The 23,582-nt window shown below is 35.9% G+C and carries 17 protein-coding genes and 3 pseudogenes; 15 read left to right on the top strand and 5 right to left on the bottom strand.

The genetic code is table 11. The features are described from left to right. Nucleotides 1-80 precede the first annotated feature (80 nt). The 6 genes from A5N88_RS25370 (at nucleotide 81) to A5N88_RS26325 (ending at nucleotide 7,192) form a co-directional block, all read left to right on the top strand. Nucleotides 81-962 (top strand): ABC transporter permease, encoded by an 882-nt coding sequence (locus A5N88_RS25370; protein WP_157090842.1) that lies wholly within the window; start codon nucleotides 81-83, stop codon nucleotides 960-962. A gap of 21 nt (nucleotides 963-983) precedes the next feature. After that, the gene (locus A5N88_RS25365; protein ID WP_066271477.1) at nucleotides 984-1,868 is read left to right on the top strand and encodes a carbohydrate ABC transporter permease; all 885 of its coding nucleotides are present in this window, start codon (nucleotides 984-986) and stop codon (nucleotides 1,866-1,868) included. A gap of 34 nt (nucleotides 1,869-1,902) precedes the next feature. Then, nucleotides 1,903-3,528, top strand: coding sequence for an ABC transporter substrate-binding protein (locus A5N88_RS23690; RefSeq protein WP_066271534.1), 1,626 nt, complete (start codon nucleotides 1,903-1,905; stop codon nucleotides 3,526-3,528). Nucleotides 3,529-3,648: 120 nt separating this feature from the next. Then, nucleotides 3,649-4,638, top strand: coding sequence for a carbohydrate kinase family protein (locus A5N88_RS23685; protein WP_066271475.1), 990 nt, complete (start codon nucleotides 3,649-3,651; stop codon nucleotides 4,636-4,638). Beyond that, complete coding sequence (locus A5N88_RS23680) at nucleotides 4,635-6,113, top strand: glycoside hydrolase family 32 protein (protein ID WP_066271469.1); 1,479 nt, start codon at nucleotides 4,635-4,637, stop codon at nucleotides 6,111-6,113. Before A5N88_RS23685 ends, A5N88_RS23680 begins: the two co-directional genes overlap by 4 nt. A gap of 263 nt (nucleotides 6,114-6,376) precedes the next feature. After that, complete coding sequence (locus A5N88_RS26325) at nucleotides 6,377-7,192, top strand: methyl-accepting chemotaxis protein (RefSeq protein ID WP_066271468.1); 816 nt, start codon at nucleotides 6,377-6,379, stop codon at nucleotides 7,190-7,192. Between the two features lie 194 nt (nucleotides 7,193-7,386). On the opposite strand, the pseudogene A5N88_RS23670 reads toward A5N88_RS26325, so the two are convergent. Next, nucleotides 7,387-8,504, bottom strand: a pseudogene (locus A5N88_RS23670) (IS3 family transposase). A gap of 380 nt (nucleotides 8,505-8,884) precedes the next feature. Between A5N88_RS23670 and A5N88_RS23660 the strand changes: the two are divergent. Beyond that, nucleotides 8,885-9,166, top strand: a complete 282-nt coding sequence (locus tag A5N88_RS23660; RefSeq protein ID WP_066271464.1) for a hypothetical protein — start codon at nucleotides 8,885-8,887, stop codon at nucleotides 9,164-9,166. Continuing rightward, nucleotides 9,166-10,254, top strand: coding sequence for a tubulin-like doman-containing protein (locus A5N88_RS23655; RefSeq protein ID WP_066271462.1), 1,089 nt, complete (start codon nucleotides 9,166-9,168; stop codon nucleotides 10,252-10,254). The genes A5N88_RS23660 and A5N88_RS23655 overlap by 1 nt, the downstream gene beginning before the upstream one ends. A 401-nt stretch (nucleotides 10,255-10,655) precedes the next feature. Here the strand turns inward: A5N88_RS23655 and A5N88_RS26025 are convergent. Next, a pseudogene (locus A5N88_RS26025) lies at nucleotides 10,656-11,790 on the bottom strand (IS3 family transposase). Between the two features lie 973 nt (nucleotides 11,791-12,763). Between A5N88_RS26025 and A5N88_RS23640 the strand changes: the two are divergent. Continuing rightward, nucleotides 12,764-13,273: a PD-(D/E)XK nuclease family protein gene (locus A5N88_RS23640; protein ID WP_083953368.1), complete on the top strand. Its 510-nt coding sequence runs from the start codon at nucleotides 12,764-12,766 to the stop codon at nucleotides 13,271-13,273. A 647-nt stretch (nucleotides 13,274-13,920) separates the two neighbouring features. On the opposite strand, the gene A5N88_RS23635 is transcribed toward A5N88_RS23640, so the two are convergent. After that, nucleotides 13,921-15,288, bottom strand: coding sequence for an Ig-like domain-containing protein (locus tag A5N88_RS23635; RefSeq protein WP_066271453.1), 1,368 nt, complete (start codon nucleotides 15,286-15,288; stop codon nucleotides 13,921-13,923). 243 nt (nucleotides 15,289-15,531) lie between these two features. Beyond that, entirely contained in the window at nucleotides 15,532-16,482 is a 951-nt protein-coding gene (locus A5N88_RS23630) for a site-specific integrase (protein WP_083953367.1), read from the bottom strand. Between the two features lie 1,131 nt (nucleotides 16,483-17,613). Here A5N88_RS23630 and A5N88_RS23625 point away from each other — a divergent pair. The 4 genes and pseudogenes from A5N88_RS23625 (at nucleotide 17,614) to plsY (ending at nucleotide 21,419) form a co-directional block, all read left to right on the top strand. Continuing rightward, nucleotides 17,614-18,864: an ATP-binding protein gene (locus A5N88_RS23625; protein WP_066271447.1), complete on the top strand. Its 1,251-nt coding sequence runs from the start codon at nucleotides 17,614-17,616 to the stop codon at nucleotides 18,862-18,864. A gap of 282 nt (nucleotides 18,865-19,146) precedes the next feature. Then, the gene (locus A5N88_RS24590; protein ID WP_083953366.1) at nucleotides 19,147-19,305 is read left to right on the top strand and encodes a DUF3934 domain-containing protein; all 159 of its coding nucleotides are present in this window, start codon (nucleotides 19,147-19,149) and stop codon (nucleotides 19,303-19,305) included. A 203-nt stretch (nucleotides 19,306-19,508) separates the two neighbouring features. Then, nucleotides 19,509-20,291: pseudogene (locus tag A5N88_RS23620) on the top strand (class I SAM-dependent methyltransferase). Nucleotides 20,292-20,795: 504 nt separating this feature from the next. After that, nucleotides 20,796-21,419 (top strand): glycerol-3-phosphate 1-O-acyltransferase PlsY, encoded by a 624-nt coding sequence (plsY, locus tag A5N88_RS23615; protein WP_066271445.1) that lies wholly within the window; start codon nucleotides 20,796-20,798, stop codon nucleotides 21,417-21,419. Nucleotides 21,420-21,851: 432 nt separating this feature from the next. On the opposite strand, the gene cspC is transcribed toward plsY, so the two are convergent. Next, nucleotides 21,852-22,052 (bottom strand): cold shock protein CspC, encoded by a 201-nt coding sequence (gene cspC, locus A5N88_RS23610; RefSeq protein WP_066270828.1) that lies wholly within the window; start codon nucleotides 22,050-22,052, stop codon nucleotides 21,852-21,854. Between the two features lie 338 nt (nucleotides 22,053-22,390). Here cspC and A5N88_RS23605 point away from each other — a divergent pair, with 338 nt between their 5' ends. After that, nucleotides 22,391-22,672, top strand: coding sequence for a hypothetical protein (locus A5N88_RS23605; RefSeq protein WP_066271444.1), 282 nt, complete (start codon nucleotides 22,391-22,393; stop codon nucleotides 22,670-22,672). Between the two features lie 456 nt (nucleotides 22,673-23,128). Beyond that, nucleotides 23,129-23,437 carry a stage V sporulation protein S gene (locus A5N88_RS23600; protein ID WP_066271442.1) on the top strand — a complete coding sequence of 103 codons (309 nt, stop codon included), beginning with the start codon at nucleotides 23,129-23,131 and terminating at the stop codon, nucleotides 23,435-23,437. The last annotated feature ends 145 nt before the right edge of the window (nucleotides 23,438-23,582 follow it).

Here is a 23,582-nt window from a genome sequence, read left to right as displayed (position 1 = left end):
CATACCAAAAGGTTGAGAGTAATCCAAGTGAGACAGGAAAAAGAAAGATTGGTACAAAAACAGCCAAAAAATTAAGGTACATGAAAGAGAATTATCAATTATATCTTTTTGTTTTACCAGCTATAGTCCTGTTGATTATTTTTAAATACATTCCCATGTATGGAGCCATAATCGCATTTAAGGATTTTAGTCCTTTGTTAGGAATTCTGCACAGTCCTTGGATTGGGTTTCAGAATTTCGCAAAATTTATGAGTACGCCGGATTTTATGAATTTATTAGAGAATACCTTGAAATTAAGTGTTTTTGGACTTTTATTTGGTTTCCCTGTCCCAATCATTTTAGCACTTATGCTTAATCGAATAAGAAGTATTGCTTTAAAGAAAAACATTCAATTAATTTTATATGCACCCAATTTTATCTCTGTGGTTGTGGTCGTCGGAATTGTCTTCATCATGTTATCTCCGGTTGGGCCAATCAATCATATCATTAGCTTTTTTGGTGGAAAGACCATCGATTTTATGACAGACCCAGGGTACTTTAGATCCATTTATATCATTAGTGATATTTGGCAATTTGCTGGCTGGGCATCTGTAGTGTATCTGGCAGCATTGACGAATGTCAGTCAGGATTTAATTGATGCAGCCAAAATAGATGGTGCCAACATTATTAAACAAATCATCCATATCGAGCTGCCAACGATTAAACCGATTATGGTTATTCAGTTTATCTTAGCTGCCGGTAACATTATGAGCATTGGTTTTGAAAAAGCATTTTTATTACAAACATCTATGAATCTTCCAACATCTGAAATTCTGCCGACGTATGTCTTTAAGATTGGATTGCAAATGGGAGATTACGGATATTCAACTGCAATTGGCCTATTTAACGCTGTGATCAATGTTATTTTGCTTGTAAGCGTTAACAGGGTAGTGAAAAGACTGAATGAAGGGGAAGGACTATAAATTCAATAAGGGGTGAGAGAAATGTTTAAACATCAAACGAAAACGGATAAAACCATTTTAACGATGAATGCGATTATCATGACCTTGATTGTTCTGGCCATTTTACTGCCATTAATCTATGTTTTTATGGCGTCGTTCACTGATCCTAATACATTATTGAACAGTGGATTAACGTTAAATCCCGCTAAATTGACTCTACAGGGCTATATAAGGATTTTCAAGGATGGATCCATTTTAACCGGATTTAGAAATTCACTGTTTTATTCAACTGCTTTTTCTATTATCTCGGTTGCCATCACATTATTTGCTGCCTATCCATTATCTCGAAGGGACTTTGTCGGCAGAAAAGTGATTATGACCCTTTTCATCATCACGATGTTCTTTAGCGGAGGATTAATTCCAACGTACTTATTAGTGAAAGACCTACATATGCTCGATACCATTTGGGCGATTTTAATCCCTGGTGCCGTCAATGTGTGGAATATTATATTAGCAAGAGCCTATTTTCAAGGAATACCAACTGAATTAAGGGAAGCTGCCCTTATGGATGGTACCTCAGAAATGCAATATTTCTTTAAAATATTACTGCCGCTTAGTAAGCCTATCATCGCTGTTCTAGTATTATACCAATTTGTTGGCCAATGGAACTCTTATTTTGATGCCATGATTTATTTGAAAAGTGATAATTTACAGCCATTACAGATTGTGCTCCGATCCATTTTGGTTCAGATGCAGCCAAGACCTGGTATGATCCAGGATGCACAAAATACAGAGCAGCTTCAGCAAATATCTGAAATGGTTAAATATTCGAGTATTGTTATTTCAAGTTTGCCATTAATTATCATCTACCCATTCTTCCAGAAGTACTTTGAAAAAGGAGTAATGGTTGGATCAATTAAAGGATAAAAAGCAGGACTTACATTTTAGGGGAGGTTTACCAATGAGAAAAAAAAAATTAGGCTATTTAGCCACTACGGCACTTGTAACAAGCTTACTCGTTTCCGGATGCTCATCTTCAAGCTCAGGCACTAGCGCCAAAGGGGAAAATTCATCACCAAAATATGCAATTAAAGATGTCAACTTACCATTAAAAAAGAAGGTAACGCTAAAATTTCTGACGCAAAGCTCGCCTTTAGCACCAAAAGATCCAAATCAAAAATTGATCTTCCAGAGGCTTGAAAAGAAAACAAACGTTCATATTGATTGGACAAACTATTCTTCAGACCAATTTGGAGATAAAAGAAATTTAGAGATTGCAAGTGGAGACCTTCCAGACGCTATCTTTAATGCGGGTTTAAGTGATAACGATATCTTGAGATATGCAAAACAAGGCGTTATTGTCCCTGTAGAGAAATTAATAAATAAAGATATGCCTAATCTGAAAAAAATTCTGGATACACATCCACAATATAAAAAATTGATTACCGCTTCAGACGGCCACATTTATTCATTCCCATGGATCGAGGAGCTTGGTACAGGCAAGCAGGCTATTCAGGCTTTGGATGATACACCGTGGATCAATAAAAAATGGCTGGATCAGCTGGGCTTAAAAATGCCGACTACGACAGCTGAATTGGAGAAAGTACTTCTTGCATTTAAACAAAAAGCACCAGCTGGAAGCGGTACGATTCCCATGTCCTTTATGATTAACCATGGCGGTGAAGATCCTGCGATGCTCCTTGGCGCGTTTGGATTGGGAGATAATGATGACCATTATGAAGTGACAAACGATCAAAAAGTGATTTACACGGCAAATCAAGAAGGATATAAAAAGGGAATCGAATGGCTTCACCAGCTTCAACAAGAAGGATTAATTGATAAAGAAGCGTTTACTCAGGACTGGAATACTTATGTGGCAAAAGGAAAGAATGAACGCTACGGATTATATTTTACATGGGACAAAGCCAATATTTCTGGCAGTAACAATGACTATGTACCGCTTCCCCCATTAAAAGGGCCAGATGGAACCATCAATGTTCCTAGAACAAATGGATATGGCTTTGACAGAGGAAGAATGGTGATTACAAGCGCCAACCAAAATCTTGACTTAACAGCTAAATGGATTGATCAGTGCTATGTTCCCATTCAATCCGTACAAAACAACTGGGGTACTTACGGAGACAAGACACAGCAAAATATCTTCAAGCTGACAAGCAAAGGAACCCTTCAGCATTTACCGTTGGATGGTACTGCACCTGTTGAATTAAGACAAAAAACAAGCGTGGATGGACCTTTAGCTGTTTTAAATGAATACTTTGGAACTGTCACAACGAAGCCGGACGATGCCAAATGGAGATTGGACATCCTGCATAAAATTTATGTTCCTTATATGAAAGCGGAATATAACTACCCGCCAGTATTTCTAGATGGCGATAATCAGGATCAATTAACGCAGCTTGAAGCAACAGTAAAACCTTATGTTGAAAGAATGAAAGCGCAATGGATTTTAAACGGCGGCATAGAATCACAATGGAGTGATTACTTAAAAACACTAAACAACGATGGACTTCCAAAAATCCTTACAATAAAACAACAAGCTTATGACAAATATATTTCAGGGAAATAAGCGAGTAGTAATGGATATCTAAATGCATTAAAAGTCCGAGCAGAACTGGTTTCTGTTCGGATTGTTTTTAACAGGGAAGAGCATTTATAAAAACTTTTAAAAAGTTAGGTGATCAAGATCATGTTGGATGTAATCGCATTGGGTGAAGTGTTAATCGATTTTACACCCGCAGGAAAATCCGAAACCGGAGAGGTTCGATTTGAACAAAATCCGGGAGGAGCCCCTGCAAATGTTCTTTCTTTGTTAGCAAAACTGGGAAAGAGTACGGCTTTTATAGGTAAAGTGGGCGATGATCAGTTCGGCCATTATTTACATAATACATTACGGGAAAGCGGAATGAATACAAAAGGGCTGGTGTTTTCAAAAGATACAAGAACAACATTAGCATTTGTACATCTGGATGATCAGGGAGATCGTTCCTTCAGTTTTTACCGAAGCCCTGGGGCAGATATGATGTTAAGAGAAAATGAAGTAGATTTTGAGTTGATCTCGAATGCACGTGTTTTCCATTTTGGTTCCATCTCTATGACGCATGAACCAGCTGCATCTGCCACATTAAAGGCGGCAGCGCATGCGAAAGAGCACGGCGTTCTTATCTCGTATGATCCTAATTTGCGGGAAAACCTTTGGGACGATTTAACGCATGCGAAGGAAAGAATGGAACAGGGGTTGTTCTTTGCGGATGTTGTGAAAATATCGGAAGAAGAGCTTGAATTCATTTCAGGAACAAAAGACCTTGAGAAAGGGTCGAGTTATTTATCAGACCGTTTTGACATTCCACTCATCCTTGTAACCCTGGGATCAAAGGGCTGTTTTTACCGACATGGTTCTGAAACGGGTTGCCGCAGTGGATACCACGTTAAGGCGGTCGATACGACGGGTGCTGGAGATGCATTTTTAGGTGGAATGCTTTATCAAATACTGGAAAAAGGTGTTCCTCTTTCTGGTCTTGATTTGGAAGATATGGATCAGATGGTGTCGTTTGCAAATGCTGTCGGGGCTCTTGTCACTACTAAAAAAGGCGCCATACCTGCCATGCCAACTATTGAAGAAGTTCTTGTACTGGAGAAAAATACAAAATGGTTAAATAAGGAGAATGTATCTCAATGAATAACACAGGGGTTTTAGAAACGTTTCGTCCGCAGTTTCACTTTACACCAAAATCTAACTGGATGAATGATCCTAATGGAATGGTTTATTATGCTGGTGAATATCACCTCTTTTATCAATATCATCCGTTCGGGACTACATGGGGACCGATGCATTGGGGCCATGCAGTCAGCAAGGATTTAATGAGTTGGGAGCATCTGACGATTGCACTGGCACCAGATGAAAATGGAGCGATATTTTCAGGAAGTGCTGTCGTAGATTGGAATGATACCACAGGATTCTTTCATGGCGGATCCGGCCTTGTAGCCATTTTCACACATGCAGATCTATATCCTAATTCAGATCGTCCGAGACAAAGGCAAAGTCTTGCTTATAGTACTGATCAAGGAAGAACATGGATTAAGTATGAGGGGAATCCTGTTTTAACAGAAGAAAGCATTACGGATTTCCGGGATCCAAAGGTATTTTGGCATGAAAAAACGAATAAGTGGATCATGATTCTTGCTGCAGGTGATCATGTTCGATTCTATACTTCTCTCAATCTAAAAGACTGGCACTTTGCCAGTGAATTTGGTACAGAGTCTGGTTCTCATGCTGGTGTCTGGGAATGTCCGGATTTGTTTGAATTGCCGGTGGATGGAGATAAATTTAACAGCAAATGGGTCATGCTTGTGAGTATTGGCAATGACCCGGCGTATGCAGAAGGTTCTAGGACACAGTATTTTATAGGGGATTTTAATGGAATTACTTTTACAAATGAAAATGGAGATGACACGGTTCTTTGGCTTGACCATGGAAGGGATAATTATGCAGGCGTAACATGGTCAGATATTCCACCAGAGGACGGGAGACGTCTCTTTATTGGCTGGATGAGCAACTGGAGATATGCAAATGAAACCCCAACTGAAGCATGGAGAAGCTCCATGACACTTCCTCGTGAATTAACGCTATGTGAAACCTCTGCAGGCGTAAGGCTCTTTCAAACTCCTGTAGCAGAGGTTGAAACCATTAGACAGGAAAAGCACTATTGGGATTGTCTTACCATTGCCCCGGAAGAAAATATTTTATCGGATGTAATGGGTGATAAACTGGAAATCATAGCCGAGATGGAGCTTCATTCGTCCCGGGAATTTGGTTTCAAGATCCGTAAATCCGAAATAGAAGAAACGGTAATCGGCTATAATGCTGTGGAGGAAACATTATTTATTGATCGAGTTAAATCTGGTGTTTCTTATTTCAATGAAGATTTCCCATGCCGTCATGGTTTTTCCTTAAAAGCAAAGAATAATCGGGTAAGACTACACCTGTTTGTAGACAGCGCTTCTGTTGAAGTTTTTGTGAACGATGGTGAATTGGTTCTCACTGATCAGATTTTCCCGGATCCTACAAGTAAGGGATTGGAGTTATACACGAAAGATGGAAAGGTAAAATTAATTTCCTTAACAATGTTTCATTTAAATTTTAATCATAGTTGATTATTAAATGAAATTCTTTATTATCATTAGAATGGTTTTTATAGAAAAGTTAAGAGTGGTTTGCACTCTTAACCTTTTTTTAAAGGTGGTTCCAAACGCCAACGTAATATGGTTAACCTGTAAATATGCAAAACCATTTAAAAAGACAGAAAACAAGAAGAAATGCCTATCATTCGATGCAAATACGAATCAGAAATTATCTAAATTTCGCAGTCAAACTATCTGCATTTCTATTTAGTGAAAAAAGAGAGGGTCATTTATAAATGAATGAAGCGGTAGAACATGTGTTGAAATCTATGAAGTTTTACCAAAATACATATCCGGATGACGCCTGTATCGTGGTTACCGATACTGATAAGGTTCTTGCATATTTACCGGGGGAAAATATAGATTTCAAAATGAATGTCGGAGATCCGGTTGAAAAATATCAAGGAACCGTTGCATTTAAAGCGTTGATAATCGGCAAAAAACTGAGAGAAGAACGAAATGCAGAAGCTTATGGTATTGCCTACGTTGCTTCAGCCACTCCCATCATAGATAACGGTGAAACCGTTGGTGTTCTAAACGCAATTGTTAAAAATGATAGACTGAATACATTACGCAATAGTGCATCCGAGTTAGCGGCCATGGTAGAAAAAATGTCGGCAACATCAGATCTAGTCACAGAAGCATCAAATAGTGTAGCAGAACGAATCGGAAATCTAGCTGAAACATCCGAGGGTGTACAAACGGACGTAGAAAAAATCAAATCCATCGTGTCATTTGTCCATGAGGTGGCAAATCAGTCAAATCTACTAGGACTTAACGCAGCAATTGAAGCAGCTAGAGCAGGTGAGCATGGCAGGGGATTTACAGTTGTAGCTAATGAAGTACGAAAGTTGGCAGAAAAAAGCAAGGATTCGGCCAAAGAAATTGAAGATCAATTGTTTAATATTCAGACAGCTGTAGAACTCTTAAATGAATCTGTCCAACAAATCACAGCGAATATGGTAGAAAACGCGGCGAGTGTTCAGGAACTAAAGGCAGCCATAGATCATATTGCAAAAAAAGCTGATAGTCTGGCGTTAATCGCTGATTAATTAGACATTATCTTATTGGATTCGATAATCAAAAAAAGGTCCTTTTTATAAAAAAGACATTACGTCGTCACACATGGAGTAAAAAATTATAGCAAGTGGAAAAAAGATCTTCTTATCTTAATACAGTGAGAATGTTATTTTTTGCACATCTACTATATATATCTAAATTGTTCTAGTGGATTGGCAACATTAAACTAGACAACTTTATTAAGGTTTGTAAGTTTGAATTGAACGGGGCTTAAGTAGCCAAGTGTTCCATGAATACGAATGTGATTAACCAGTGAACATAGTCGTGTAACGCTATTTCAAGCTCTTCTAAACTATTAAAATGATAGCCTTTCACGAACTCCGTTTTAATGATTTTAAATGTAGCTTCCGCCACGGCATTATCATAGGGGCAGCCTTTCATACTTAATGACCGTTGGATATTGAATGCAGTTAATGCTTCCTCAATGAGTGTATTTTTGAACTCACTCCCACGATCTGTATGGAACATTTGAACATGATTTAGATCTGTTTTTATGGTGGCTAAGGCTTGATAGACGAGTTGTGCATTTTTGTTTGGACCTGCGCTATACCCAATGATTTCTCGATTAAAGAGATCAACAAAGACACATATGTAATGCCATTTATTTTGGACTCTTACATAGGTTAAATCGCTAACAATCACAGATAAAGCCTGATTCTGAGTAAACTCACGATTCAATTCATTTTTTTGCTCCGATTCATTGGTATCTTTTGATTGAGGTTTGAACTGAGCGATGGTATAGGAAGAAACCAGGCCCTGCTCTTTCATTATTTTACTTATTCGACGTCTGGAAGCAGTCTTTTCAAGCTTTTTAAGCTCATATTTAATCTTTCGAGTCCCATAATTTTTCCTGCTTGCATGAAAAATCTCAATGATATCAGAAGTCACATTCTACAACTGGTTGTTCCTTGGCTTCATAATAAAAAGTGCTTCTTGGTATCTGGAGGACTTTGCACATTGCTGATATCGAGTATTTGTGCTGATTGTTCTTTATCACATTTACTTTCGTCCTAGTATCAGCGCGGCTTGCTTTAAAATGTCATTTTCCATTTCGAGCTGTTTATTTCGTTTACGAAGCTCCATCAGCTCTTTTTGTTCATCCGTTAAATTGTCTTTTTCCTTAAATGAGCCTGATTGTTGGCTTTGGTTCACCCACTTATCCAGAGATGAAGGAGTAAGGTCATATTCTCGAATAATTTCTTTTCTTGGCTTACCACTTTGATATAACTGCACCATCTGTTGCTTAAAATCATCGGTAAATGATCGACGTCCTCTTTTAGTCATCGTAGATTCTCCCTTTGTTTATTAACTGTAGTCTACTTGATCTTAAAAATTCTGTCCAACTAAGTGTAGCCTATCCATCCTTCTCCTTTTAGATTTAGTTAATTTTGTATTGTTTAACAACCAGGTTCCTGCTGGCACCACCTACACAGTACAGAATGGAACAGTTACCCTTGCAGTTAACGGACATTAAGGAGCGATTTTAGCTCAGTAATCAATATTATTTAAAATAATAAAAAAGTTGTGATTTTTGAGTCAAGACAATCAATAGGCGAATATCATGTATCGACAAAGTTAATTGAGTATCCACAAAAATCCACAATGATAATTAAGAATTAACATGGATACTTGAAAATCATCAAAAATCAAAGAGGGGATAATACATGAATTATTTCAGTGAAATTATTGATGGCTTGAAGCAAGAGGATCTACTCATCCTCAATGAACTTTACACAAATGAATCAACCTGTTCTTACAAATCAATCACTAAGCAATCATTGGCACAGAATGTTGAGCTTTCCACAGCTATATTTAGGAAGATTCTCGGTAGGTTAGAGACATTAAAACTAATAAACATAACTACAGGCAGTAAGAATCACTCGGTTTATCTAACTGATTATGGAATGGAAGCTATTAATCTCATTACAGAAGGAGCGAACGCATAATGTTAGGGATTATTGGTTTAGGGCAGGCTGGAGGTACTGTTGCGGATTTATTTGCTGAACGAGGATTCTTGTCAATGGCAATTAACTATTCAGAGAAGGATCTTGAATCATTGGATCATTTAGATTTGAAATTGCACCTTGTAGGAAGTGAAGGTGTGGGACGTGAGAGGTCTAAAGCGACTAAACTTATACAGAACAATTGGGAAACAGCCGTCTCATTTATTAGAAACAACGTATCTCAGTCATCTATTCAAATGATATTGGTTGTATTTGCGACTGGAGGAGGTAGTGGAAGTGGTATTGCTCCTGTAATGTGTGATTTATTATCAAACGAATTTGAGAATAAGGTAATTGTGGCCTGTCCAATATTGCCTGACTCAACTGAATCCACTAAGGCACAAATAAATTCCCTTGAATGCCTTAAAGAGTTGAGTGAATTAGATATCTGCATTCTTACCATAGATAATGCTCAACGTAAAGAAAGAAGTAAGAGTCAATTATACCGGAGTGTTAATGAATCATTTGTAAAAGATATGGTAACTATTGTTGAGCACACAGAAATGAACTCTAAGTATGGAAATATGGATACTAATAATCTTCTAAGTCTATTCTCCGCTAAAGGGTTTGCTCATATTTCATATGCTGATATCTCTAAGATAAACGAATCCATCAAATTATCCAAAGAAACAGTAACAGAAAAAATCATCCAATCCTGGCAACAATCAATATTCACTAAACCATCATTAGATAAGATCCATAAATTCGGCCTAATATTTAATGGTCAAGAATGCTTAATGGATTATTTGGATATACAATCATACTGTAGTCAATTTAAAAATCTCCCCCTAACTACGTTTGAAGGATACTACAACAACCGTAAAGGTGACGTATATACCATTCTAACGGGTTTACAGTTCAATACAGAGCGTTTGAATGAAATTGAGACTAATATCGTTAAACAAACAGAAATCCTCTCTAACGTCCTTACACAAAGCCACAGCATATCCATTAAACCTGTAGCAATTAAACTCAAACCAGTGGAGAAGAAAAAGAAGCCATTGAGTGACATTATCAAGAAATACAAATAGTACTAAAATAGCAATTCTTCAATACCCGTTCATTACCCGATGATTTTTGACTGCTTGTATAAGTAATTACCCAGAGCCTCGGTAATCCTTTTCACTAGAAATTTGCTCCAAACGATAATCGTCTTGAGCGTATGGCTTCATCTGTACCTATTAAATGGGCTGCAACACCAATGGAAATAGCATAGGTAATTGCTTTCCTTTCTTTCGATGCCTCAAATTACATCTTAGGAGAAATTATAAATGTAAGTGGTGGAAGATAACTAAAAAAGGAATTAACCACTGACTTTCTTCTTTCATTGATGGGCGCTTAAGTGAAGTAATTACCGATTCCGATAGAACACAACCCCTTCAGAGTACAAGGTCTGGATCTAAGTCAATATCTTGGGCACAACAAAGTTTAGTCAGGCTGTTGATCTGCATAATCTTCCTACTTCATTTGGTGTTAAATAGTTGATCGTTCCGTGTATTCATTTGCGATTGTACCAACTCTCAATGTACTGAAAGAGAGCTACTTTTGCTGTTTCAAAGTTCATATAGCGGTTTCGATAAACTTCTTCTTTTTTCAAAGTAGCGTGAAAGGATTCAATACAGGCATTGTCATAAGGACAAACTTTACGACTAAATGATGGATCATCTTGTGCTTTTTTAATTGGTTTTGAAAGGCTTCACTGGTATATTTGGCCCCTAAATCTGTATGCATAATAAGTCCTTCTGAGGGCCCTTGACTTAGGATGGCATTTTCTAAGGATTCCGTAACCAATTCTACTGTCATATGACACGAAAACTTGTGTCCTACAATCTTCTTTGAGTGAAGATCAAGGACCGGAAGCCAAGTAACACCAACCATCTCTTAGTGTATGAATATAGGTAATATCAGCTACCCATTTTTCATTAATGGAAGTTGTTTGGAAATCTTGGTTCAAAAGATTTTCACGTTCTTTACTAAGCCTTGACTGGATGCAGGTCGATACTTTTTCACAATAGTAGAGCGAACGCCAGCTTGTTTTATTAAATGCTGCACACGTTTTATGCTGATGATATATCCTTCTTTACACAATAGATGGTGGATTTTAGGTGCCTCATAACGGCCGTGACTTTCACTATGGATTTCGCAAATTCGTTTTAACAATTTCTCTTTTTCCACCTCATATACCGAAGGTTTTTTATGCGCGGCCTGATAAAAACTACTTTTAGGTAATTTTAAAACGCGATACATCATTTGAAAGGAATAGTTTGCCTTTTCTTCATTAATATGCTTAATAATTTCTTAATCCGTCACTTTTTCGTGAATATGGTCATAGCCTTTTTTAAAATCTCTACGTCTTGTTTCAAGCGTAAGTTTCCTTTCTGAATTTCTTATACGTCGGTAGGTGTTAGGCCGTTTGCCCCTTCAATAGGGGTATTCATTTTAATCCATTTATAGATAGTTACTTCAGAAACACCATATTCGCTGGAAAGTTGGTTGACGGGTGTAACAGAACCATAAAGATTAACGATGGTTTCTTTAAATTCTTGGTAATATCGTTTTTGTTTCATACGAACACGTCCTCTCTTATTTTAAAGGATAAGGACTTAACTTGAATGTGACCATATGCCGATGAACTCGAAGTGGCTTTTTAAAGTGGAATTATTGATAAGTCTCTTTATAATTTAGCTCGGGATAAGGCAAGCAACCTTACAAAGTTAATAAATAACAGAAACTTTGAATTGCTAAAATTATCAAATAATCATAAGGAAATTGACTATAATTTAATATATATAGTTTTAATAAAATTATTTATAACATATATAACATTATAAACTATGATATATACTAATAAAAATGTTCTTCAAAGGAAAAAACGTCCAATTAACAGCGTATTAATACATAGAGGTAATGAATATGGATAGGATTGTAACTGATATTGGCGAGTTAATAAAAGAATATGGATATTTTCCGTATGAAATGGCAGTGCACCTATTGAAAATACCTTCAGAAAATTAGAGGCCAATTACTGTATGATAGGGCCTAAAATATTTCAAAGGTATCTGTGCTGGAGAAATCATCATCAGAAAAGAGATGATTAAAAGCAGGGGAATACATCCGGTTGTCGAAATGATAGACGAAGGGAGGGATTGACGTGAAAAACTGGGAATATAAAGTTTTAAAATTACAGACTGCTCTGTATAGTGAAGATGAATTACAAAATACACTAAACAATATGGAAGAGCAGGATGGGAATTAGTTAATATTATCCCGCAGTATTCTAGCTCCAGTAACATGGAAGATCAATTAGAGGAGCTTTATCTAGAATTAAATGTACTTGTTTTTAAAAGAGAAAGGTAGTAAAAAGCATCCAAAGGGGTGCTTTTTATATATTAAAAGGTTGCATCCTCCTTTGTGATTGAAGAGGAGTGACAGTGAATTATTACTGCTCGCGTGAAGGAATCAAAAGAAGACTCAAAATGAAGGGGTCATGTTGATCTTTGGTCACTAACAAAGGATAAAGATTACTCAGAGGTTGTTACCATTGACAGGGGAGAGCATGAAGGTAAGGATTGGGGAACCATTATTCATCAGGTCTTTGAAAAGGTTGTAAAAGGTGAAAAAGTAACGAACTATATTCAATCTCTAATTCATCAATATGATATATCACTAGAGAGAGAAAAAGAGGTGAGGCAAGCAATTGAAGCGTTAACTCGATCTGATTTTTGGTTGGAGCTTCATTCAGCAGAACGAGTGCTAACAGAAGTGCCATTTACATTAAAAGTCACGAAGGATAGTCCTCTTTATCAATGGATTGATTCATCTGAAAAATTAGACCATCCATATATCGTCAAAGGCATAATTGATCTGCTTTATAAAATAGATGAAGCTTGGAAGATTGTTGATTATAAGACAGACAATTCGGTTGAGCCAGAACAATTTACGACTTTAGCGGAATTTTATCATGATCAAATATCGTTTTTTAAACAGGCTTGGGAAGAAATGATGGGAGAAAAAGTGGTTAATAAGAAGCTTTTCTTTGTTATAAAATGAAACGCTCATTGAATATAGGTTTCTTCTTTAAATTTGCTGGTGTACTATATGGTCTATTAGTAAATGATTTTAAAGATAATAGGAAAAAGCAAGGAGACTATATAGTCAAAAAAGACGAATGATGATATCCTTCAACTTTCAATATTATCCATATGGAAGATGACGTAACGCTATAATGCCTCTCAGAAAAATAGAAAAAAGGCCTTTTGTTAGTCGCGAGGGAGGAGAAGAGTGTTTTGGTTACAAGTCATATTGTACAGAAGGGGATTTTTCCCACCCTGCGGATCTAATGGCCCATTTAAGGATTTATTTCAATTAACTAATTATTAAATTTAACAGCGGGAAAGTATGTCTACTCATGGGAGAGCCGTGTATAATTAATAGCGTAATCATGGTTTGGCGAGGGGGAAGTACATTCTAACGTTAATTAGATAGGTTCCCTTCTAATTGACTTTATTTGAATAACCAAAAATTTTGTTAAGGTAAAAGGGTTCATATCTTGCACAAAAAGGATAGATGAAAACAGGTATTCTCCCTGTTCATCTATCCTTTTTGTAATATTATATGTGTAACACTGGATTTAAACATTTAATGTCAAACATTTTATTGACACTAATAAAAAAACTTTGGATATGGCTATAACTGATTTATTTTAAGACAGTAACAGTTCTAATTGCGCTTACTTTGCTTTTTGCGTCACTCGCGCTCACATATAATTTGGTTCCGACTTTTCGCTTTGGAATAGATACTTTATAATTCCCTGATACATTTGCTATTGTGGTATAGATCCTACTTCCAATTTTAACTGTTACCTTATCATTTTTTTCAGTATTTCCTGTGATAGATGTAGAATAATATTTTACTGTATTAACAGTAGGTATGTTAGGAGCAACTCTTACGACTGTCAATATTTTTACTGTACTAATATTGCCGGCGGTGTCTTTGCTGGTCACGAATACATTGGTTCCCGTATTTTGAACTGGGATTTCTACTTTGAAAATGCCAGAGCTATCCGATTTGGAGTAGTAAGGTTTACCGACAAGGGTCACAGTTATGGTTGCATTAGCTTCTGTTCTACCGGTTACTATACTAGATGTATTGTTTACAGTATTGACGCTCGGGGCTGCTGGAGCCGTTTTATCTAACACGTTAACAGTTGCCGGTAGGCTTGTTGCATTCAGATTGTCAATATAGGTAACCGTAAGTTCTGTCCCAGCTTTTTGATGTATGATGCCCAATTTAAAGTCCCCATTGCTATCCGCTTGTCCACTGCCAACCAAGAATGTTCCGTTCATGACTCTAACTTGATCATTGGCAGGAGCAGTTCCGGTAATCGTCACATCATTATCATCAACTGGACTGACTGCAGGTGCAGCCAATTTTTTCGTTATATAAGCAGAGGATATATAACCTGATACAGTTCCTGTCTCGGTTTTGACCGGGTACCAGACAAACTGATTTTCCGCATTTATTTGATCATAAACGAAATTTCCAGTGATGATAAGAGGTGTATTTTTGGCTAAATTAGTTGGATTAGAACTGGTTGTAGGCGCTGTACGTAACTTTGTATCATTTATAACCACCACATGGTCTCCTGCTTGAAAAAGATAGTTAGAAGCATGCATTTGGTCAGTAAGGGTATATTCCAGTTTATTGAACGTAATGTTTTGATCGTTGTCAGACTGATAACTAAAATCCGCAGTGCTGAATGGGTATTGTGCTAATGGTGTTTCTCCTAAAAAGCTGTCCTGCTCGAGAAGGGTAAACACTTTTTCCTGATAAGCTGTCGTATTTTTAGTCCCATTCGCCAGAATAAGCGGGCTGTTTACTGGCTTTGTGCCGTTATAAGCCATGACAGGGAAGTACCAATTTTCTATGACATCCCGTCCAGCGTCCTTTATTTTCGGAAGGTCCGTCCGGTTATTAGAATTGATAATTAAAAAGAACGCGGTGATAAAATTAGATTGTAAGCCTGTAATAGGATTCCTTATGAAATAAAATTTCCAGTCTTCCAAAACCTTATCGAAGGCAAGGTAATAGGAGATTAGTGTGCCATTAGTGATACTCAGAACTTTTTCTTAAAATCGTAATATATTTATAGCTAATTATTAATTGAATTTACTGTTAATTTGTATATAAGGAATTTAACTTGGTTAGTATACGTAAAAGAAAAGATAATTGCCTTAAAATCGAATTCTCAAGCAACCTAAAATTTGTAAAAAATAATGAAGAAATTATTAAACTTGATATTTACTGATTTATAAATGCTTCAAAATACTACTTGCATTATTTTTATATCGCAACCCCGCCTGGACATAACGATCCACCATTTCTCTCGTTTTATGCCCGGTTTGTTTCATGATCGCCATTTCTGTCATGCCCATCATGGCTGCACTGGTTGAAAGTCCGCTTCTTAAACTGTGAGCCGCGAAATCCTTTTCATTCATTCCAAGGGCTTCAATATATTTTTTTATGATGAGGGAAATGGACTTATCTCCCAGTCGTTCTTTCACATTTCCATGTCGGTCAATGGATCGGAAGAGGGCTCCAGAAGTGATGTTTGCTGCTTCGATCCATGCTTGTGTCGCTTTTACCGGACAATATTCATTGTACGTAAAAATTACACCCTTCACTAGATCATCATTTTTGGTTTTGGTTTCACGGATTTTGACATCCATGCCAAAGCTGTTCACTTCTAAATCCTCTATATTAATCGCAACCAGCTCTGACCGTCTGCTGGCTAAGGCAAACCCCAATAATAGAATGGCCTTATCTCTTATTCCAATAAGCGAGTGGGTATCCATTTTTCCAATCATTTCGGGCAGAACTTGCAGCATCAAGGCAGTTTTGGGTTTTTGGTGTGAACCGATTTCCCGCTTGATTCCCTCCATTAAAGTCTGCACTTCAATGAACTTAGAAGGAGGGGGGAGGTGTTTAAATCGATGGGCCTGATTAATAGAAGCCAGTCTTCTTTTAAGAGTAGAGAATTTATGGGTTTCAGCCAGTTCGGATAAATAAAGGCAAAGGGTCCCTGCATTGGCGGGGAGGGGAGAGCGTTGATGGAGGCTGCACCAATCCGTGAAATGCTTCCAGTCGGAGGAATAGCTTTTTTGGGTATTTTGGCTTTTTGAGTTTGCCATGTAGGATTTTATTTTTTCTAACTTTTCTTTATCGATTTGCAAAAAATCTTCATTTTTTGGGCTGAGCACGTTGTTCACCTCGCTGCTGGTTTTTAATCTTTAACTACCGATAACTATATATTATCGGTAGTTAGGAAAAGAGTAAATACATTTTGGGTTAAAATTTATTCAACTTTAAAAAAAAAAAGAGAATTGCTTTATATATTTAAGTCTTTGGGACCTGCAGATTACTTCCTTCATTGTAATTGTGTATATAATAGAAGAAACACGGATTTTTTTGTAGAAATTGAGAAAGAAATATACATGGAAAGAGAAGGTTAGTAAGCACTGAAATTGTAAATGCTTTATAAAAACTCACGAACAGAAATGACTCTTAATTATTGTTCTGGGTTATTAAAATTGGTTTTATTGTAAGTAATTTACATAGGAAACGGAAGATTTTATTTAATACGTCCTGATTTGTGAAGAACACTGGATAGATCATATTATGGTGTTCGCTCGAATAAATCATTAAAAAACCACGTTTTCTATAAAACCATGAGGTAACACGGGACCTATTATTCAAAAAGATCCACATTTAGTTTCAAGATGAGAATTAGCTTATAAAAAAGTGTAAATAGAATTGAAACCATTAACAATAAAGCAACCGTATACAAAATTAACAAGACTTGATTCTACTTTCGAAAAAGGGGGATTTAATTAGAAGAGAAAAAAATCCAGAACAATGATTTTTTCCATATTGTTAGTCATTATTGTTTGGTTAATATATGTTGCTGCCAGAATCAATCCGTATTATTTAAATTTAAGAGTGGTTATAATCTTGCTTTAAATTGTAGATATAGGTTTTTTAGTATCCATGTTTTTAGGGTTTAGAACTAAAAATAAATCTTTCGCTATATTCAGTGTTATCTCTAACGGTATCTTCTTTGTTTTATTGCTGATATTCATTTGTCTTTTGAAATTGCATACGGTATTGGTGGGACATAATCTTATATGTTGTATTTTCCATTCCGAGGCCCAAATAAAAATTCGCACTAATCACCAAATCAGTATGGCTTTAAAGTATAATTTATAAAGTATAATAAGGAATAACTACTAATATATTTTGGTTCATTATAATATATAGATTTTTGTAGAGAACGTTTTATGGCCTTTATATTGTAGGTTTTGGATATCGAAAAGAGATGAAAGGTAATAACGATGAATATAATAAAGGATTTTTTGCTCCAACTAACGCTTACGATAACACCCGTTTTTATTTACTATACTTTTATTACAGAGAAGATAAAAAGTGATAAAAGTAGAAAAGTATTATTTTCCATTATATGGGGCATATCCATATTATTGTGCATGTCATTTCCAGTGAGTTTTGGTCAAAATGCGCGTTTGGATTTAAGGATTATTCCTCTTTTATTTGGGAGCTTATACGGTGGATTGTGGCCAAGCATTTTCCTATCAGCCCTTATCATTTTTTATCGGCTTCATTTTGGAATCAGTATTGGATTTTATAATACTGTTCTTGTTTTAATCTTATCACTGCCTGTTATATTGATCTTCCAAAAATCATTTTCACGATCGAAAAGAGATAAAAGGGTTAAAATTGCCGTGAGTCTTTCCTTTTACTACAGTCTTTTTGGCCTTACTATTTTCATTATTCTAAGAGGTTTTTCAAAAAATTATCTTATGGTACAGATGATTGAACTTATCTTTGCTGTGATCGTTACCTATTTCTTCACTATACTAATTGAAACGATCAGGGAGATTCACAACTTACGAGTAGAGATGCAAAACACGGAGAGATTAAGAGTTATAAGTGAATTAACAAGTGTTTTCGCTCATGAGATTAGAAATCCGATGCAAGCGACTCGCGGCTTTTTACAGCTTCTAAACGATCCTGATTTGCCTCTTAATAAAAAAGAATATATCAAAATATCCATTGAAGAATTAGATCGTGCAAATGAAATTATTAATGATTTTTTATCATTTGGAAAACCCTCAGTAAATAACGATGAAAAAGTAGATGTCGGTTATCAATTACGTCGGGTAGTGAATATTATTCAAAGCTACTCTCTACACCATAATGTTAAAATTCATACAGATATCAATGAGGACTGTTGGATGTACGCCAATCATCAAAAATTAAACCAATCCTTCATTAATATCCTGAAAAATGCGATAGAGTCTATGCCAAATGGCGGAATTGTTTGGATTACATGTACTTCAACGGATGATGGCTATATTAAAATTACCATTCAGGACCAAGGCATCGGCATGACAAAAAAACAAATTGACAGGCTTGGATCGCCATTCTATTCTTTAAAAGAAAGTGGAACAGGACTAGGAATGATGGTAAGTTTTCAAATTGTCCGTTCTTTCAAAGGTAAAATACAAGTGAACAGTGAAAAGGATAGAGGCACAGAGTTTATTATTCTATTACCCAGGATCAGTTAAGAAAGAGATCACATACCAAACATCCTTGCAGATATTCTAGTAACATGCCTATTATAGTTTCTTTTTACTTTGTCAAAGGTGGAAAAAATTATTCTTTCTATAGTAGCAATTGCCGATTCAGAAATTAAGTGACAATAACCATTATTGGAATCTTTTTTTTCACATTAGTATGGGAGTGTGGAAGGATATTGTTTATTGCAAGATGCTTGGTTAATAACCGAGTTAAATGACTAAAACTAACTCGATAGTTAAATCAACTTAGAATAATAATGGAGTGATTTTATGAGTAAAGCTAAAGGAAAAGGCGGTACAGGGAGAGGAACAGACAAGAAGGGTTGGAATCGTTGGCAAGCTAGTGCAAACAAAAAAAAGAATGCAAAACCATATATAAGTAAAGGTACAAAAAAAGTTTTTAAAAATGACCCCACGAGCAATAGTTAAAGTCACTTATCCAACATATAGATGATGTGGAACAAATACAGCATACGAGGTACCTTTAAGTGGACTATCAGGCTGCCAGTAGAGGGAGCTTCTTTCTTCTTGCGCTAACGTTGCAGTTTAGTTTAAAAATAGTCAGAAAAAACAGATGATTATATGCTATAATTTCAGACAAGTATGTTGTTCCAAAGCGGGAGGGATTATATATGGATACTGTTAAGCAGAATAGCATTGCTTGGGAATAAAAAAGTTGAAGAACAAGCCGTCTATACAAAGGCTGTTACTAAGGAAATTATTGAAAAAAGTAAAGCGGGTGATTGGGAGATTACCGTGACGGCAGGAAAACCCGTACCAAGAAGTTGGTTTCCAAAATCATTGGAAGGATTAAAAATTCTTTGTTTAGCCTCTGGTGGAGGTCAACAAGGTCCAGTATTAGCAGCAGCAGGGGCTGATGTCACGGTTACCGATATTTCCAAAAAGCAGTTAGAACATATGAATTTGTTGCCATTCGAGATGGATTAACAATAAGAACTGTTCAAAGTGATATGTCTGACCTTTCTGATTTTACGGATGGACAATTTGATATGATTGTAAATCCTGTTTCAAATCTTTTTGTAAAAGATGTTCATCCTGTATGGAAAGAAGCATCAAGAGTGTTAAAAGATAAAGGAGTTCTTATTTCTGGTTTTACAAATCCACTTTTATTTATTTTTGATGATGAAGAAGATATGAAGTGGAATTTAGTGATAAAAAACTCTATTCCGTCGTCATCCTTAGATAATTTAACGGAAAAGGAAATTGAAGCATATATTAAAGTCAAAAAAACAATTGAATTTGGGCATACATTAGAAGACCAAATTCAAGGACAATTTGATGCAGGTTTTGTACTCAATGGTTTATATGAAGATGACTTTGGTGGGAGTAGACCGTTAGATAAATATATAAAATGTTTTATTGCAACAAGAGCTATAAAGATAAATATTGATTGAATTATTTAGGCGATGCAAATATGTATCGCCATTCTTATTGAACTAACGGATGCTTATTGCATAATAAAGGGTTGCGGTGGCAGCTCTTTTTTTCTTGTTCCACTACCATGAAAATAAATTTGTACAAAAATACAAAATGACAAAACTAAAGAAGACCCTGCTCAATCATAAAAAAAAGAGGAGAGGATTAATTAATAAGACTATGGATTAGGGTTGACTGGATTAAGGTCAATATCAGTATTGACACTTCCTAACCATTTTCATTCTCTGTGGTGCAGCATTGATTTTGTGCTGCATGGATGGCTAACGTGCAGGTTAGCGCAAGAAGGAATTTTTCTCCTCTCTATAGAAATTAATGTTAAATAGTGGTGAAATGTTAGAGGAGAAGCAATTATGCAAATGCTAAGTATATTGCTGATTTTGGCAACTTTATTCTTAGAAGGATAAACTCTGTATTGATGAAGAAATAAAAAGAAATTTAGAATAATCCAAGGGAGAAAAGTGATGATTGATATTTTAAAGCTTTTTACGGCCTTAGCTTTGGGCTACCTTATAGGCAGTCTTAATACAGCGGTGATTGTAGGGAAGATATACGGCAAGGACATAAGAAACCACGGAAGCAAAAACGCCGGGCTTACCAATACTCTGAGGGTACTTGGGAAATCTGCTGCGGTGTTGGTTCTTGCGGGAGATGTATTAAAAGGGATAATTGCCTGTTTTGTAGGCTTGTCCCTTAGCGTTTACTTTTATACGGGAGAGGCTAAAGATTGCGTAAGCCTTTTAGCGGCAGGGGTAGGAGCGATTATAGGGCATAACCGGCCGATATATTTTGGGTTTAAAGGGGGCAAGGGAGCACTTACAGCAGTGGCTGTGCTGTTTATGGTTAACTGGGTTATGGCCCTTTTATGCCTTGGCTTTTTTGTAATAATAGTAGCTTTAACCCGTTATGTTTCTTTAGGCACAGTATGTGCTACAATGCTTTTTGCAGCTATTTCATTTATTCCTGTTTTTGGGGATAACTTATATTTTTGTATATTTGCGTGCCTAATGGCGTTAATAGTTATTTTCAGCCATAGGGAAAATATACAAAGGTTGCTTTCAGGAACAGAAAATAAACTTAATTTTTAGCGGCGTTGAGCATTTTGTCAAAATAAAAAATTTAGAATTAGTTAACCGACTTCCACTTTTATTGTTCAGAAGCTAAGGTTTTATCTATAAATAAAGCCAATTATAATGTTTGGTTGTTCTTCAACTAAAGGGTGCAAGTGTAAAGGATTCAGCTGCCATTATGAGCAGTTTTTTTTCTTATTGTAACGGGGCAGGTTGAAGAGAAAATATTCATAAATTCAAATGGTGGAGAAAGGTAATCATATAAAACTCCGCATATTATCAATCTATATGTTATACTGTAGTCAACCTTTTAAGTTTTTAATCATTTTACAGTACTTGTATCAACTCCCTGCTTACTTGTTAAGTAGGGTTTTTTATTGAGTATCATCTAAAAACATATAAAAAAAACAGACTCTATTTATAGAGCCTGTTTGTATAATTTTATTTAGATTAAGCTTTTTGAACGTTAGCAGCTTGAGCTCCACGAGCACCTTGCTCAACGTCGAATGTTACTTTTTGACCTTCATCTAAAGATTTGAAGCCTTCACTTTGGATAGCAGAGAAGTGAACGAATACATCGTCTCCATTTTCACGTTCGATAAATCCAAAACCTTTTTCTGAATTAAACCATTTAACTGTACCTTGTTCCATTGTTGTTGCCTCCTAGTGTGTAACCACACAATGTATTACTATCCTTGCCCAAAGTGATCATCAAGACGAAAAGTCGATACTTATACTATCCTTTACACCGAACAAAAATAATTCTTTATAATCATAACAGAAAACGGAAAAGTTTGCAAATATCGTACTTTCGCTGATATTTCATTTTTGATCTTTAACCTACTGGTGTTTGGGCTAATCAAAGGGATTGGTACAGCTGCCTTTTCTTAATGTATCAACAAGCAGGGTAGTTAAACAAGAACGATGAAAATTCATAAATGGTTATGTCCTAATTGACATATACTATTAACTATTAAGGAGATGGAAAAATGGAAGAAGATTTTTATTTCTCGAAAAAACAATTTATAAGAGGCTTGATGATGCCGAAAAGTATTGGTGGTTTGATGATGAAAAGGGGTGATGTATCACTCGCCAAGATTAATGGAGTGTGGAAAAAATACACAGAATCTGTACCCAGAGGAAGAAAACCTTTATCAAATCATGATGATTTAGTTTTGATTGGAAGCGGAAAAGATGTTGAGATTGAACGTGAGCAACTTTCACAAGAACAAATTGGAGCTCTGATTATAGGAATGGAAAATAATCATTAATTCAAAGTACGAAGATGCTTATTATAGAAGAACAGATACATGGAAAACTACCATGAAAATAAATTTGTACAAGAGTCAAAAATGACAAAACTAAAGAAGACCCTGCTCAATCGTTAAAAAAAAGAGGAGAGAGTTAATTAATAAGACTATGGATTAGGGTTGACTGGATTAAGGTCAGTATCAGTATTGACACTTACTAACCATTTTCATTCTCTGTGGTGCAGCACTGATTTTGTGCTGCATGGATGGCTAACGGGTGTAAAAGTCGAAGATCCGGCTGCCATACTTGGCGGCTTTTTCTTATTGCATTAAAGTAAGCAGGATAGCACAAGTATCAAAGGAATAAGCTCAATAGTTCTGTTTGATTTGAATTTGAATAATAATAAAGAAACGTTAATTACATCCTTCTTTCCAGTGATCATATCAAGAGATTAAATAACAGGGGGAAAAATTTATATGGATAATGTATTAAAAGTATCTTCAAAATCAAATCCGAATTCTGTTGCAGGTGCAATTGCAGGCGTATTAAGAGAGAGAGGAAATACAGAAATTCAAGCTATTGGAGCGGGTGCTTTAAATCAAGCGATTAAAGCCATTGCGATTGCAAGAGGATTCGTCGCTCCTAGTGGTATTAATCTGGTTTTTGTTCCTGCATTTACAGATGTTTTAATTAATAATGAAAATAGAACAGCAATTAAATTATTGGTAGGTCCTAGAAAAAAAGATAGATTTGAGTTGAGACAATCAATAAAAGAAATATTCTGAAAAATACCTCTAATACTATATTAGCTTGTTGTACTCCCATGAAAATTAAAAGAGCTGGATACAAGATGGAACAACAAAAGTTTGAGTTTTCACCAAATATTTCCTTTTTTACTTCCTTGACTTATACCATCATTTCCCTTGTAGC

The sequence above is a fragment of the Heyndrickxia acidicola genome (assembly GCF_001636425.1).
Taxonomy (GTDB): Bacteria; Bacillota; Bacilli; order Bacillales; family Bacillaceae_C; genus Bacillus_AE; species Bacillus_AE acidicola.
This window is presented reverse-complemented; position numbering and strand designations above follow the sequence as displayed.